We start from the raw sequence: 16,063 nt of genomic DNA, 5'->3' as shown, positions 1-16,063 counted from the left end.
ATCGAAGTCTAACGTAAAATTGTACCTAATTAAATAAGCCAGAAAAAAAGTTGCAGCTACTACCATTGTATCAAATAGTAGTACAAGCCATTTAGAGGCGTATCGTTTAGAAATTTTATTTAAAAACTTTTCTAACATACTGCAAAATACGTATTTATAGCTGAAATGACCCTATCTAGTTCTTCTTTGCTTAGGTTAGATCCGCTAGGCAGACATAACCCACGATTAAATAATGCGTCCGAAACTCCATTTAAATAACTAGGCGCATCTTTAAAAACAGGCTGCTGATGCATGGGTTTCCACAGTGGTCTAGATTCAATATTTTCTTTTTCTAGGGCTAGTCTTAATCCTTCTCTTGTCTCAAAGGAATCTAGAAGTATACAAGATAACCATCGATTAGAAAAATGACCATCTGGTTCTTTTAAAAAGGTTATTTGCTCATTGTCTTTAAAAGTATTGAAATATAGCTCATGGTTAGATCTACGTTTGTTAACATGGCTATCTAAAATAGTCATTTGGCCTCTGCCAATACCTGCTACTATATTAGACATTCTATAGTTATAACCTATATGGCTATGTTGGTAATGAGGTGCATGGTCTCTGGCTTGCGTAGCTAGAAAGACAGCTTGTTTTTTTTGGTCCTCGGTTCTAGTTACTAAGGCACCTCCACCAGAAGTGGTTATTATTTTATTACCATTAAAAGAAAGAATTGATAAATCACCAAATGTTCCACAATTCTGACCTTTATAATGGCTTCCTAGAGACTCGGCACTATCTTCAATAACAGGTATTTCATAGTGCTTAGCAATGCCATGAATTTCATCTACTTTATAGGGCATTCCATATAAGTGTACAGCAATAATTGCTTTTGGTTTCTTTCCTTTTGCGATTCTGTCCTTAACTGCAATTTCTAACTGATTTGGGCAAATATTCCATGTATCATTTTCACTATCTATAAAGATAGGTGTTGCACCTTGGTATGCAATAGGATTAGCAGAGGCTGAGAAGGTTTTGCTTTGGCAGATTACTTCGTCTCCTGTAGTGACTCCAAGTAATATAAGACTTAAGTGAAGGGCAGAAGTACCAGATGCTAAAGCTGCAACATGTCTTTCTTCGTTAAGATAAGATTGTAAGTCTGTTTCAAACCCATTGACGTTTGGTCCTAATGGTGCTACCCAATTGGTATCAAAAGCTTCTTTTATGTAAGTTTGTTCTGCACCACTCATATGAGGTGATGACAACCATATTTTCGGTTTCATAACTAAAAATTGTTTTAGTAATTATTAATTACTGTATCAATTTCATGTCTTAGAGGGATTTGGGACACGATCTAAAATCGGTTTAAAGATGCGTTAATATTATTGCTTATCCCAAATAAAGACGATAAAAAGCAAATATTTACGTTGTTAAATTTTAGCCGCAATACTTTATATACTAAAGATTTAAGGTTTATTTAATTCTTAAATCACTTCTGCTGTTGAGATGCACCATCGATACCCATAAATTCTGGCATTGGCTGGTCGTTAGCAGAATTTATATCTTTTTTACCAATGACATTTTGGATTGTTTTAAAGAAAATTTTACAATCTAAAATGAAGGACTGGTTATCTACGTAATATGTGTCTAGTTTAAATTTTTCTTCCCAACTTATGGCGTTTCTACCATTAACTTGTGCCCAACCTGTAATTCCGGGAGTTACGTTATGTCTTCTAAATTGTTCTCTAGTATAACGAGGCAGGTATTTTGGGAGTAGCGGACGAGGGCCAATTAAACTCATATCGCCTTTGAGCATGTTGAATAGTTGAGGGATTTCATCTAAAGAATAACGCCTACAGATATTACCAACCTTAGTAATTCTTACATGATCTGGTAAAAGATTACCATGGGCATCTTTTTTGTCGTTCATGGTTTTTAGCTTCACGATGGTGAATATTTTTCCACCTTTTCCTGTTCTTTTTTGATAGAAAAACGGTTTGCCATTATTAGCTATAGCTAATAAAATTATAATGGTAATTATGATTGGCGACAGAATTAAAAGTCCCATCAAAGCAATCATAAAATCGATTAGTCTTTTGAAAAATAACTTATACATAATTGATTGATTATTCGTTGGTTATTTATATTTTAGTAATCTATAAATTTAAACCAAATTAACAGCTTTTATGATAATGATTTATCAATAAGGTCAATTAAATCGTTATTAATAATATTTACATCAAAACGTTCTTCAGCATATTTACGACTGTTAATTCCCATCTCATTTATTTGGCTCGGATTTTTAATGAAAAATTCCATAGCATCAATTAAAGCGTCTAAATTTTGAGGTTCTATAAGTTTGCCGTTAATACCATCTTTTACAGATTCTCTGCAACCTACAGAATCTGTAGTGATTATTGGGTTACCACAAGCAAGAGCTTCAAGGGTTGTTCTTGGTATACCTTCTCGGTAGTAGCTTGGCAATACAAAAACATCTCTTAGATGAAGATGTTTGTCGACATCCATTTGTCTGCCGTGAAAAACGATGATGTTTTTATCATGTAATTCGTGCAGTTCATCTTCACTAATAGCGCTAGGAGAGGTTTCTAAAGCACCAATAACATGAAATTCAGCATTTGGATATTTAGGCTTCAATGCTCGTGCAGCATCCATGTATAGTGCAATACCTTTTTCCTTGATTAATCTAGCAATAAGTAAAAAACTGACTTTATCTGTCGGATTTTTTTCTTTGAAAGTGAATTCATTCAGATTAACACCAGAGCCACTTACAAAAGCAACAGGCTGTTTTTTCGAAATTACTTTACGATCTAAAAACAGTTGATAATCATCCTTGTTTTGAAAGACAATAAATTTGTTTTTTCTAATTGATAATTTGTATAATGTTTCATTGAAGCGCTGTAAAATTCTGGCTTTTCGCGTAAGTCCTGTAAAAGCAAAGCCTAACCCTGTAATTAGTGAAATTACCGGAACTTTAATCATATTAGCAGCTAATGAGCCGTAGATTACAGGTTTTACAGTATAAGGGAAAACTAAGTCTATTTTTTTTTCCTTCATTATAGATTTTAACTCTAAAATGGATTTAAAATCTTTAAAAGGATTTAAACCTGTGCGTTGCAAATTAAATTCTATAGGATGCGCACCACGTTCTTTTATTAATTGTAAATCTTCTTCGGTGTAGCTTGGTGACGCTGTAAAAACCTCAAAACCATTAGCAACGAGGCTTTTGATAAAGTCTCCTCTAAACCGAATTAAAGAACCTGCAAAAGATGCTATAATAAGTATTCTTTTTTTATCCATTGTTTTAGTTTTCATTTAGAAAATTAAATTTATACCACTTTTGAAAACAGTAGTAAGACCATACTCTAAAGGTACTGTCTTTCTTGCTGTCGAGGTGATCTTGAACCAATTTGGTTATTACGTCTACTTTAAAAATGCCTTGTTTTTTCAACATTTCTGGCTCAATATAACTTTCTAATTCTTTTCGCAGACTTTGTCTTAGCCAATCTCCTGTAGGTGAACCAAATCCGCTTTTTCCTTTTTCTAAAAAGTCTTGCGGAAATTGATCTCTAAAGGCTTCTTTAAGTATGTACTTTTTGTTCCAGCCTTTCATTAGATAGCTTTCTGGTAATGTGTTTGTAAACTCCCAAATCGATTTATTTAAAAATGGCGCTCTACATTCTAAAGAGGTAAGCATACTGGTTCTGTCTACCTTTGCTAACATGCCACCTTCGAGACTTAAGATCTTGTCTACAAGCCTAAAATCAGTAAGAGTTTCAATCTTTTGTTTGCCTAAAACTTCTTTATATTCTTGAAATAAATCACTATCGTAATAATCATCCTGCATTATTTCTGATAATAGTTTGCTGGTATTGGCTAATGAAATGATGTCCCAGTAAAAATCACCTTCGTAATTAATAGCATTTAATAACTTATTAATTTGAAACCTTTTACCACGCGTATCATCCTTATTGATTAGGTACTTATTACTTAATTTAGCAATGGATTTATGAAGCGCTTTTGGTACCACACTGGTGTACCTTTTGTTCATCTTACCAATGTAATACTTGTTGTAACCTCCAAAAACTTCGTCACCACCATCACCAGTTAGCGCCACAGTAACGTGCGCTCTGGTTTTTTCTGAAAGTAGGTGTGTAGGCAAGGCTGCAGTATCTGAGAAAGGCTCATCAAAATTAACGAGTATCTCATGGATGTTATGCTTTAAATCATCTTCATCTATGATAAATTCATGATGATTACTGTCTAACATTTTAGCAACCACACGAGATTTATCGGTTTCATCGTAAGAGGCTTTTTTAAAACCTATTGAAAAGGTATCAATCTTCTTGTCTGTTGCTTGCGATAAACAAAGTGACACAATAGAGGAATCTACACCACCAGACAAAAACGTACCTAAGCCAACATCTGCAATAGATCTGCTATCTACACTTTTGTAAACCAGTTCTCTTGTTTTTGCTTTTGCATCTTCAAAAGAAATATCTACTGTTTTTGGTGCTGGTTCGTGGTTGATTTTATGGATGCTATATTGAAATGATTCAAAATCATATTCTAAATAGTGATTAGCCTCTAATTTATGAATACCTTCATAAATGGTATGTGGAGCAGGAATGTAGGTGAGTCTAAAGTAAAGATTTAATCCTTTTTTTGAAATATCTGGCTTATAGTCAATAGTTTTTATGATAGACTTTAATTCTGAAGCCCATAAAAACTGATTGTCATTTTGAGTGTAGTATAATGGTTTTTCACCAAAAAAATCTCTGGCAATAAAAAGCTTGTTTATCTTTTTGTCATATATACTGAAACCGTACATGCCATCTAACCATTGAAATGACTCCACACCATATTTTTCATACGCTTTTAAGATAACTTCAGTATCACTTGTAGTATTGAAGATTACACCCTCAGATTCTAATCTAGATTTAATAGTTCTGTAATTGTAGATTTCACCATTAAAAACAATAACAATCTGCTTATCATCAGAAAAAATGGGTTGCTTTCCAGATGATAAATCTATAATAGATAAACGACGCATCGCCATACCTACCGTAAAAGTGTCGTTTTGTTCTGCAAAGACACCGTCCTCGTCAGGTCCTCTATGAATGATCAGATTGTTCATAGCATTGAGTACAGAAGACATTTTGTCTTCACTCATCTTGGTTTTATCTATAAGTCCGTTAATTCCGCACATATACTTAGCTTTTAATAAATCGGTTGAATTTGCTGTAAATAGACGTTAGTTCATAAGCTTTGGCGCGTTCTAAACTTAATCGACTAAAGCGCTCTCGTTCAGCAGGGTTTTGATGGTAATAATCTAAAGCTTTACTTAGTCCGATATGGTCGTCATTATTAACTAATAAACCATATTTTCCTATATAAAACTCACCATTTTTTATGTTTATGGGTTCGTTTTCATTTAATAATTCTAACGGACCGGATAAGCAATTTGTTGATACACTTGGCAAACCAATTGCCATAGCTTCTATTAATGCATTTGGAAAACCTTCGGTAAACGAGGAAAGCACAAAACACTCGTTATCTATAAGATAGTCATTTACGTTTTTAACTTTTCCTTTGAGTGTAATTTGATCTTCTAATTCAAACTTTGCTATTTCTTCTGTTAAATAGGTTCTTAAATCTCCATCACCAAGAATAGAAAAATCGTAATCTAATTTAGATTCATTTATGGCTCTAATAACCATGATTTGATTTTTTCTTTTATTAATAGTACCTGCTGTAATAAGCTTTAACTTGTTTGTATTGTTGTTTAGGCGTTCTGGGTGTATTACTCTGCTTGGTAGTTCTATTGGATTATAGATAACCTCCATAGGAATTTTAATACCAAAATTATCTTCTAAATCTTCATTAATATAGACTGAATTTGAAAATAACTTATCACATTTATTGTATAGAAGAGGGTAGAAGACTTTTGAAATATAAAAGGATAACTTACTCGTTACATTGTCTGAGGGAAAACCTCTTTCGCTAATAATTGTTTTTATATTTTTATTGAATGTTGCTACAATGCCATTTATTAAATTAGGAAATGCTAAAAAAGAAACAGAGATTTCTATGTTATTCTTTTTAATAAAACGGTAATATCTAAAAATAAAGCTGATAGAATCAAAAAACTTCTTGTAGAAAGGTCTGTTAGCATGCTTATCGCTCATGGCGAAAATTTCAACACCTTCAGGAACAGGGAAGTGTAATACCTTGTGAAATAAAACTAGAGTAACGTTATAATCGTGTCTTAGTTCTTTTAAGAGTAAACTTATTACTTTTTCTGCACCACCACTTGCTAGTGATATGCTTAAGATGGCAATATTTTTTTTTTGATTTGGGGTCATAAAATAAATATCTATTTGATATTATGCATATTAGTGTCAAACATAGCAACATTTAATTGACTACAGTTATTTTATCGATAATTGTAGTTTTTTGGTGTTTAAAGGGAAAATATAAGCAGGACAAAAAAGGTCCCTAAAGAAACTAAAGTTTTAGCCCGTTTTGTGAAGATTTTCCCATCCTAGGCCTTTAAAACAAGGACCTTGCACCATTTCACTTAGAGTGATGCCATTATGGTTACCGTTTAGTTCAATGATTCTTAAATTATTGTTGTTGTCTATAATTAAATCCCAGCCAATACACCTAATATAAGGTATGGCATTATGTAGTTTTTTTATTTCTTCAACACAGTTTTTAAAATAAGGTAATTCTAACCCTGCAAAATCAATATTATTATCGGGTAGTGTGTCCGTAAACTTTGTACTAGGATAAAAAGCAACTTTTTTGTTCCATAAGCATCCCTTTTCGATGTCTATAGGTATTCTCATTTGGCTAGAAGATTTAACATGGGTGTCACCAGTTCTCCCAAACCTAAAATATCCTGCCCTTAACTCAACTTCGGCCTTATTATTTAGTACGGTTGTTAATCTAATTGTTCCGACAGCTGATTTATTAAATTGGTCAAAAAATGGATGTTGTTCAATAAATTTTTGGAAAACACCGTTTCCTAGTTTCTTTATTTTTTTTATGTTGAATGTTTCTTTATCAAAAAACAGAATGCCTTTACCTTGAAACGAGCTTTCCACTTTATAAACGATACGACTATTTTTTTGGAAAAGGAGTTCTTTAATATCTTTTGGTTCAATAACTTCGCTCTTTGTGTTTAAAAAAAGGCCGTTTATAAAATACCCAATATCTGAACTGTACTCATCATTAATTACTTGGCTTAGCACTAAACTTCTATCTGTTATTTTTCCGTATTCGCCTTTTAATAAAGGGATAACAGTTTCACCGTAATAGTTATCAGGAATCCACCCTTCTTTAAATTCGTTTGTATAAGAACAGTAGGTCATTAACCAAGGTGCATATTTTTTATGACCAAATATATCTTGAGCGTACTCTACACAGCGTTTTTTATTTTCTGTACTTAATTTACCTTTTTGACCTTCCACAACCTTTCTGATTTTTAATGCTTCGGCGTTTTGTTCTCTGTGGTAAATAAAACTTTTAGACTTCTCTAAGATTATCTTGGCTAGTTCTTTCATATTGTTTAGTTTTTACTGTAACAATCTAATTGTTACAGTAATATTTATTTATTGATTATTTCTGTAAAAAAGTCTTCGTAATTTTTTAATATAATATTAGGGCCGAATTTTCTTCGAACACTTTCTTTAACTTCTACCGGATTCCATTTTTTTTGATCATTTAGTTTTTCAATAAACTCTTCCTCGCTTTTTACTAAGTAGCCATTAATGCCATTATCAATAATCTCTTTAGTGCCACCAGGAACATCAAAAGCAATTGCAGGAACACCGACAGAACAACTTTCTAATAATGCATTTGGGAAGCCCTCGGAATAAGAGCCTTGTAAAAATAGGTCGTTTTCAACTAGGTACTTGTAAACATTATCAGTGTATTCAATATGCTTGATGTTGTCTTTTAAGTTTAGTCTATCGACTTCGTTAAAAATTTCGTCTTTAAAACTACCCGAGCCAATAATGGTGAGTTGAAAAGGGTGGTTAACTTTTTTTAAAATGTTTAACATTCGTATGTGCCCTTTAATTTTTGTTAATCTGCCGATTGTTATGTATTTCTTAATCTTTCCGTTTGATTGATTTGTCTTTAAGTGACTAAGATCAGTAATTGGATTGTTTATTACTTTTAATTTCTCTTTTTTTAAGCCGTAGTATTTTATTATGCTGTTCTTCATATCTAAAGATTGGCAAATAAAAAAATCTAATCTCTTTAGACCGTATAATTTAAGATCAAAAGTTTTTTTTAGTTTTGAAATTTTATGGCTTTCTCCAATTATAAAAGTATGTCTACCTACAAACTTTATCGCGGGAAATAAAAAGGATATATATCCCATTATTACATTTAAGTCTGATATTGTACTCAATACGATTTGTGGTTTAACCTTATAAATAGTTTTAATTAAGTCAACGACTCCATTTCTAACTCTATTTTTATTTAGATAAATAGTATTGATTTTAGAAACATCATATTTATTTTCAGTTTCAAATCCAACAATTACGAGTGTTACGTTAAAATTATCTCTGTTTAAATCTCTTGAAATAAATGAGAATACACGCTCAGCACCACCAGCAGTAAGCTTTGGTATGGCAATTAGAATGTCTATTTTAGAATCCATGTATTGCTTTCTAAATTGTATTGGGTAAATTAAGTTGTTGGCCAAATTTTAAATCGCATTCGCGAGTCTTAAATTTCTGAGTGCCTGAGTGATGATGAAACGAGATTTCGCCAAAATATATTTGTCCTTTCACTAAGTAAAAATCTATTCTTGCATAAATGAAATCCTTAGCTAATGTTTCGGCTAAGCTTTTCATCTTATCAAATAACTCGGGCTTTTTTTCTACTGTTCCGTTTTCATATTGCCATACGCATGGTATTAAATTCCAATTTGTATCGTATAAATTTCTTCTACGGTCACCAAACCGGTCTATATCTACATGAACAAATGCCAACTTGCCGTTAAAACAATGGCATTTATAATCGTTTGGAATTTCACCATTTTCTGTTGTTAAAAGTTCCTCTACTACAATTCTTGGCTCAATATTTTTATACTGCCACTCTCTAGTGGCGTAGTAAAAATTCTCTTTTAAGCTCCGCTTGAAGCTTTTTTGTACTTTGGGCCAATCTATAACAGATTTATCTTTAACTATAACATAGCCGCCACTATCGTGATTGTTTTTAATAATAAAACTGGAATCTGGTAAGTTCTCAGGTCTTAATTTAGAAGCATCTTTTGTGTGGTAGAGTAGAGGAATTAGGTATTGTTCACCTATTTTTTCAGCTATATAAGATCTCACAGTATATTTATCTGCAACTCGGGTGTGTAGGTCAGATCTGTCGTATAGTTTTAACCATGTTATTTTTTCATTTAATGTTTGAGGATTATCTATGTCGAATGAATAGCCCATATACCTTTTAAAATACCATTTTATAAATGCTCTATCTGGTATGAGTTTTATTGTAAATTCATAAACTTTATAGAAAGGTCTTAAAAGGCTGTAGCCTATATCAGATTTTCGATATAAGTTTGAAATCCTTCCCCTTAACGTTATTTTATCTTGTTTACCCATTCTTAATAATTTTTTTTATGTCTATATCACCTATAACTTTTGCAGGCACACCAGCAATCATTGTGTTTTCTTTTTTAAAAGATTTATTTACCACAGCATTGGCACCAATTGCGGTATTATTGGGTATTTTAATATTACCAAATATTTTAGCTCCTGGCGCAATGTATACATTATCTCCTAAGATTGGACCTTGAATTTCACCTCCGGATGCGCCAATATTAACACAAGCATGCATTCTACAATTTGCACCAATCTTAGTTGTGTAATTTATTATGATAGTACCATAGTGCACTATAGATAGTCCTGGGCCAAAAATATTTATTGGAATAGAAAAATTGAGTTTTATAGAAATTGACCTGTAGCGGTATTTAAGATATAATATATAAAGCTTGTATAAGCCTTTGTTTTTACAATTTGTATAATACTCTAACTTTCGCATTAGCTTTTGAAAACGCCAAACAGGGTTTGGAAAAAATAGGTTTTTTATTTTGTTGCTTATAGATTCGTTGCTTATCTCTAAAGCAATACGATCTCGCCTTAGGTACTCTTTATATTCTGTTTTACTTTGTATCATTTAATTACGATTAGTTTTAAAACAACTAAATTGAATTTTAAAAATTAGTTTAAATTAAAGGTCTTTTTTAATAAGGTTTTTATTCTAGTCCAAAAAATTCTAAAGCTTTTGTTAAGCGCGTACAACAATGTACCATAGATAATTATTACCAATAAACTTATTTTAGTACTAAATAAGGCCCAGCTTATAAAATTCATATTAGCATCCTCGTGTATAAATAAAGTAACACAATAATGTATAAATAGACACGATAATGCAAAACTCAATAATATTGGAGTTAATCCCTTCCAATATACTATTACACTTTTTTTAAATCCATATTTAAACAAATAATATGGTTTCCATAAAACACCTATAATAAAAAGACTACTAACGGTTCCGGCAACGATCCCAGAAATGCCATAAATACTACCAAGTATAAAAGATACCACCAAATTTATTAAAGCCTCAGATACTGCAGCCCAAATGTCTGCATAGAGACCATAGGCATTCTTAAAACGATTTATGGTCGCAGTGATTTGCATTAAAAAAAAGTTTGAAATAAATAAAACCAATATAACCTTAGAAAGCACATATTTTTCGCCCAGCCATAATAAAATTAAATGATCCATAGTGTAGTATATGGTAAGACCAAAAAAACCTGCAATAAAAAATTGTAAGGATACAAGTTCCCAAAACACTTTGTTTACATTATCCTTATCATCTTCTGCAATTAAATTTCCAACAGCCGAGCCTGTACCAGCAAATGCCATCATAATTAGGCTATTTAATTTTGAAAACACCAAAAAATAATTACCAAAAAGAGCAACACTTTGAAGATTTATAAGCCCATAGATTAATAAATTATCTGTACCTCCTTTTACAAACTCACTAATTTTATGAAAAAAAACTTGCTTTACTTTCTTAATAACTTGTGGATATTCTTTTATAACGGAAGTTTTTCCACTGTAATAAATTGAAAGCCATGGATATATCTGTTTAATTTTATGCCTAAGTACAATGCTGTAAACGATACTAAAAATAAGCTCTAATATAATATAAAGAAAAAAGTTTTTGTAAAAGAGAACAACTGCAACCTGAAGTAGTACCCTAACAATATTGAAGCTTTGAAAATATTTTTGAATGATATAACCCTTTTGATCAGCACCAAACAAACTAGCATGGTAATTGACAAAATATGACAATAGCGTAGAAGTCATTAAAGTGTAAAAGACAAAATATATCAGCAATAATGAAAAGGGTGTATCCGAAAAGATAATCGGAAAAAAAAGCGAGATCACAATCCCTACAATGAGTATCGACAATCCAATTTTTTTGTAGAGAACACCTAGCAGTGCTATAATTTTATTAATTTCTAATTGGTTGTTGACATAAAGAGGCTTATATAGCGTAAATCCTATAGCAGTTCCGATACCTAATTCGGCCAAGTTTAAAAACCCTAAAATACTTCTTAAGGTAGACTCTAAACCAATAAAATCATCACCAAGTTCATCTAAAAATATCTTTCTAGAGAAGAATTGAAGAAATATGGATACGGTGAAAAAAAACACACCGACTTTTGCATTTTTTAAAGATTTGGAGACTCTAGACATGTATGCGTGGTTATATGAGGCAATAATAAAAAATGATTAACATATTTATCAATTTTTATGATGATGTACCTTAAAACACGTCTAAAGTGCATTATGGTACTGATAGTGAATTGTTTTTATGATATTTTTCAAGCCTTCATATCCTATCGTTAAACTTAAATGGTGCATATAGTATTGTTAATAAACTTGTTATAACTTTTTACATTCATAACATTCTCTTTGTGTATTAACTTATTTATTTTTTTAATTTCGAATTTCATCGTTGTAGGTAAATTAAATGTAAGAAAAAACTTTAAAACGTTAAAGAAGTTTACATTATAGTCTAAATCGTGCATTTGGACGTATTTATATGAATTTAGTGGAAAAAGACTTTTATTAAAAAGTATTTTCTTACAAAAAAATGATTTTAATCGAATTTTAAAGTATTTAGACTTTGTTTAGACTTTAAATAATTAATATTGTTTACCCCGAATAATTGATTAATAGAAGAATGAAAATGAAATTTTTGAGAAACCTACTTATTTGCAAGAAATCGGTTATACTAACTTTGCTTTTTTCACCCTGTTTCTTTACTAATATTTATGGTCAACAATTAGCATTCCCATCAGCGTATGGTGCAGGTGCATACGTATCTGGTGGTAGAGGTGGCGAAGTGCTGCACGTTACGTCTCTTAACGACAATGTTAATGAAGTAGGAACGTTGACGTGGGCTTTAGAACATGCCGATAATCGTGGTAATGCAAGAACCATAGTGTTCGATGTCAGTGGTGTAATAGAAATAGGTACGGCTACAAGTACATTTTCGAGCGGCTCGTGGACAAGACGGTTAGAAGGCTCTGATTTTAATAACATTACAATAAACGGATTTACAGCACCCGAAGGTGGCATAACTATAATTGGCTATTCGTATTATTTTTTAGATGCAGATAACATCATTATAAGAGGTATTAAGTTTAGAAATGGTTATCCGGACGATAATGGCGCAAGTAACCTACAGATGAGACGATGCACCAACGTTATTGTTGACAGATGTTCGTTTTCTTACGGCAATAAAGGTATTAACATTAATAGCGATTCTAATAGTACAGCAAACGTTACCATACAAAATAATTTAATTGGCGAAGCACAACAAGGCGCATTAATAGGCAACTCAAACGGTGATGAGATAGCAGCTGGTGATTGGACGTTTGCCAGAAACGTTATAGGCAATGTAAGATTTAGAATGCCTAAAATAGGAGGACAGTTAAACCTCGATTTAATTAATAATATTTACCATAATTGGGATAGAAAAGCAATTAGATCAAATGGAAACAGTTATACAATAAATATTTACAGTAACTATTGGCAAAGAGGTGTCGATTACGATAATGCATCCGATCCAATATTTACTACTTTTACCAATACAGAAATGAGTCCTAGGATCTATGATGATGGCCTTAGTTATTTCACTTCCGATTTATCAGATGATTATGGAAACTACCCAAATCCTGTAAGCGATGTTTGGAGTTTATTTAATGTTAGTACTTATCCAATACAGCCTTGGTGGTTTGAAAACACACCCACTCCCATGCTAGGCAGAGCTATACCTGTTTTGCCAGCAGAAACTTTAAAATCAGAATTATTACCTACCGTAGGCGCTTGTTATTACATAAATAATAGTGGACAATTAGTTTATTCGAGAGATAATGTGGATGCAGCTTTGGTCAACAAAATTGATACCGATAGTAATGAGGGCAGAATTAATGGAGAGTTATACCAAAGTTTGGCAGAAGATTTGATTACATCACTACCAAGCAATACAAGACCTGGTAATTTTTACGTAAGTAACGCTCATATACCAGAAGCTTACTTAGTTTCTAGAGGTATTACGGGCAATGCCACTGTTCACAATCAAATACAACCTAGCGGATATACATTATTAGAAGAATATATAAATCAAGTCGATGGTACAATACCAGATATAGAAGTCACAAATGTCGAGGTGACTCCAAATACTGCAGAAATATTTATACCGAATACTATTACTTTATCCGCTATAATAACACCTAGTGATGCAACGGATCAATCTGGCGTATGGGAAAGCAGTGACGAGACTATCGCTACGGTTGATGCTAATGGTGTTGTTACACCCATAGTCCCAGGCGAGGTTACAATTACTTTTACATCTAACGATAATCCTGATTATTCTGATTCGTCCATCGTAACGGTTTTTCCGGAGGCGTTCCAAGCGAACGCAGGACCAGATCAAACTATTTGCCAAGGGGAGTCCGTTGTGCTCTCAGCATCTGGTGGTCAAAATTATTTATGGAGTAATGGTGAAACAACCGCATCAATTGAAGTTAATCCAACTGTAACAACCACTTACACTGTTACTGCTTTTGATGATTTAGGAAATAGTGATGACGATAGTGTAACAGTCATAGTTAACGAATTACCAATTGCAGAGGCAGGCGATGACCAAACAATATGTGAGGGAGAAATAGTAACATTAACAGCTAGTGGTGGAGATGAGTATTTATGGAGTACGGGAGAAACATCAGCTTCAATTTCAGTTATACCAAGTTCTGATACTACATATACTGTAGAGGTTACTACAAACGGCTGTTCTAGCACAGATGATATTACAGTATTTGTAATTACGGCACCAAACCTTACCGTTAGTAACGATGTTACCATAATGGAAGGAGAAACAACAATCCTTACAGCTAGTGGAAGTGATAATTATTTATGGAGTACAGGTGAAACTTCAGAATCAATAGAAGTATCACCTTCTGTAACAACAACTTATACTGTATCTACTACATCAGTTAATGGTTGCATAGGCAGTGGTGAAATAACTGTAACAGTAATACCAGAGCTCATTGCAGATGCTGGTGAAGATATTGAGATTTGTAATGGAGAAGACACCCTCCTAACAGCATCTGGTGGTGTAAATTATACTTGGAGTACAGGTGAAACCTCAGCCCAGATATCCGTAAGCCCTAACACAACAACAATCTATACAGTAACAGTTGAAGATAGTTTTGGAAATTCAGATTCTGATAGTGTAACGGTAACGGTTAATCAAACACCAACGCTTACAATAACTGAAGACTTAACGATTGTTGAAGGTGAAAACATTCAATTGACTGTTACAGGTGCATCATTATATCTGTGGAATACAGGTGAAACAAGCGAAACAATTACTGTAAACCCAGATATAACTACAACTTATACTGTAACAGGAACAACAGGAAATTGTTCATCTAGTGCTCAGGTAACCGTAACTGTTGAAGAGCTTTTAGTAGTATCTGCCGGTCAAGACGAAAATGTCTGTGAAGATGATACTTATGATGTCGTTTTAACAGCAACTCAAGGAGATAGTTATTTGTGGAGTACAGGTGAAACGTCGCAAAGTATCGTTGTAAGTCCTTTATCAACAACTACCTATTCGGTAACGGTTACTTCTGGTATACAAGAAGATACAGATGATGTTACCGTTTTTGTAAACCCTAATCCAGATGTTGTAATATTAAATGGAGAAAGTGTTGATATAATGAGTGGAGATTTTGTTACACTCTCTGCATCTGGAGCAAACACTTATGAATGGAATAATGGCGCAACACAGCCAAATATAGCTGTTAGTCCTTCCCAGACAACTACTTATGAGGTAAGAGGTTACATCGGAGATTGTTATGATGAAAAACAAGTTACGGTTAATGTCATCCCAGAAGTAGAGGCAGATGCAGGTGAAGATCAGGAGATTTGCTTAGGAGACATTGTTATTTTAACAGCCAGTGGAGGAGATGAGTATGTATGGAGCACAGGTGAAACAACACAATCTATTGAAGTATCTCCATCCGAAACAACTGCGTATACAGTTACTGTATTTAATGCCTTAGATTTTGATGAAGATACAGTGAATGTTTTTGTAGATACTAACTGTGAGGAAGATGGTGTGGTAATTGAAGATCCAATTAATGGAGAAACTTTAGAGTTTAAATTTTCGGTGTATCCCAATCCGGCAACCGAATACGTTGATGTAAAATTGTCTGGAAGTGACCAATTAACAGGCTTTTATCTATATGATTTAACTGGCAAACTAATTTTTCATGAGAAAGTTGAAAATGAAAGTTTAAACGTTTATTCAACAACAAGAATTGATGTGAGCAGCCTAAGGCCAGGTATTTATTTGGTTAAACTTGCAGATGTTCAGAGAGAGCTATATAAACGTTTAATCGTAAGATAGATTAAATTTCTAATGCATAAAATAGAAAATAGGTAAGCTGTTCTTGCCT

General features: G+C 32.8%; 11 protein-coding genes. 1 reads left to right on the top strand and 10 read right to left on the bottom strand.

The window, feature by feature from the left end; genetic code table 11:
• Nucleotides 1-131 precede the first annotated feature (131 nt).
• The 10 genes from BWZ20_RS02050 to BWZ20_RS02005 form a co-directional block, all read right to left on the bottom strand.
• Complete coding sequence (locus BWZ20_RS02050) at nucleotides 132-1,259, bottom strand: DegT/DnrJ/EryC1/StrS family aminotransferase (RefSeq protein WP_076615561.1); 1,128 nt, start codon at nucleotides 1,257-1,259, stop codon at nucleotides 132-134.
• Between the two features lie 206 nt (nucleotides 1,260-1,465).
• Nucleotides 1,466-2,092, bottom strand: coding sequence for a sugar transferase (locus tag BWZ20_RS02045; protein ID WP_076615558.1), 627 nt, complete (start codon nucleotides 2,090-2,092; stop codon nucleotides 1,466-1,468).
• A 68-nt stretch (nucleotides 2,093-2,160) separates the two neighbouring features.
• A complete protein-coding gene (locus BWZ20_RS02040) occupies nucleotides 2,161-3,294 on the bottom strand; it encodes a glycosyltransferase family 4 protein (protein ID WP_076621229.1) in 1,134 nt (377 codons plus the stop codon).
• A gap of 4 nt (nucleotides 3,295-3,298) precedes the next feature.
• Nucleotides 3,299-5,203: an asparagine synthase (glutamine-hydrolyzing) gene (asnB, locus tag BWZ20_RS02035; protein WP_076615555.1), complete on the bottom strand. Its 1,905-nt coding sequence runs from the start codon at nucleotides 5,201-5,203 to the stop codon at nucleotides 3,299-3,301.
• A gap of 4 nt (nucleotides 5,204-5,207) precedes the next feature.
• Nucleotides 5,208-6,359, bottom strand: coding sequence for a glycosyltransferase (locus BWZ20_RS02030; protein WP_076615552.1), 1,152 nt, complete (start codon nucleotides 6,357-6,359; stop codon nucleotides 5,208-5,210).
• Nucleotides 6,360-6,509: 150 nt separating this feature from the next.
• Nucleotides 6,510-7,562, bottom strand: a complete 1,053-nt coding sequence (locus BWZ20_RS02025; protein WP_083677139.1) for a sugar-transfer associated ATP-grasp domain-containing protein — start codon at nucleotides 7,560-7,562, stop codon at nucleotides 6,510-6,512.
• A gap of 44 nt (nucleotides 7,563-7,606) precedes the next feature.
• Nucleotides 7,607-8,668, bottom strand: coding sequence for a glycosyltransferase (locus BWZ20_RS02020; protein ID WP_076615550.1), 1,062 nt, complete (start codon nucleotides 8,666-8,668; stop codon nucleotides 7,607-7,609).
• A 10-nt stretch (nucleotides 8,669-8,678) separates the two neighbouring features.
• A complete protein-coding gene (locus BWZ20_RS02015; RefSeq protein ID WP_076615548.1) occupies nucleotides 8,679-9,620 on the bottom strand; it encodes an ATP-grasp fold amidoligase family protein in 942 nt (313 codons plus the stop codon).
• The gene (locus BWZ20_RS02010; RefSeq protein WP_076615545.1) at nucleotides 9,613-10,194 is read right to left on the bottom strand and encodes a serine O-acetyltransferase; all 582 of its coding nucleotides are present in this window, start codon (nucleotides 10,192-10,194) and stop codon (nucleotides 9,613-9,615) included. Before BWZ20_RS02010 ends, BWZ20_RS02015 begins: the two co-directional genes overlap by 8 nt.
• Before the next feature lie 44 nt (nucleotides 10,195-10,238).
• Nucleotides 10,239-11,786, bottom strand: a complete 1,548-nt coding sequence (locus BWZ20_RS02005; protein WP_076615542.1) for a lipopolysaccharide biosynthesis protein — start codon at nucleotides 11,784-11,786, stop codon at nucleotides 10,239-10,241.
• Between the two features lie 505 nt (nucleotides 11,787-12,291).
• On the opposite strand from BWZ20_RS02005, the gene BWZ20_RS02000 reads away from it, so the two are divergent.
• On the top strand, nucleotides 12,292-16,014 hold the full coding sequence (locus BWZ20_RS02000) for an Ig-like domain-containing protein (RefSeq protein WP_198034966.1): 3,723 nt from the start codon (nucleotides 12,292-12,294) through the stop codon (nucleotides 16,012-16,014).
• The last annotated feature ends 49 nt before the right edge of the window (nucleotides 16,015-16,063 follow it).

Source organism: Winogradskyella sp. J14-2, assembly GCF_001971725.1.
Taxonomy (GTDB): domain Bacteria; phylum Bacteroidota; class Bacteroidia; order Flavobacteriales; family Flavobacteriaceae; genus Winogradskyella.
Note: the sequence above shows the minus strand (reverse complement) of the source record. Positions and strands in the feature narration are given on the sequence as shown.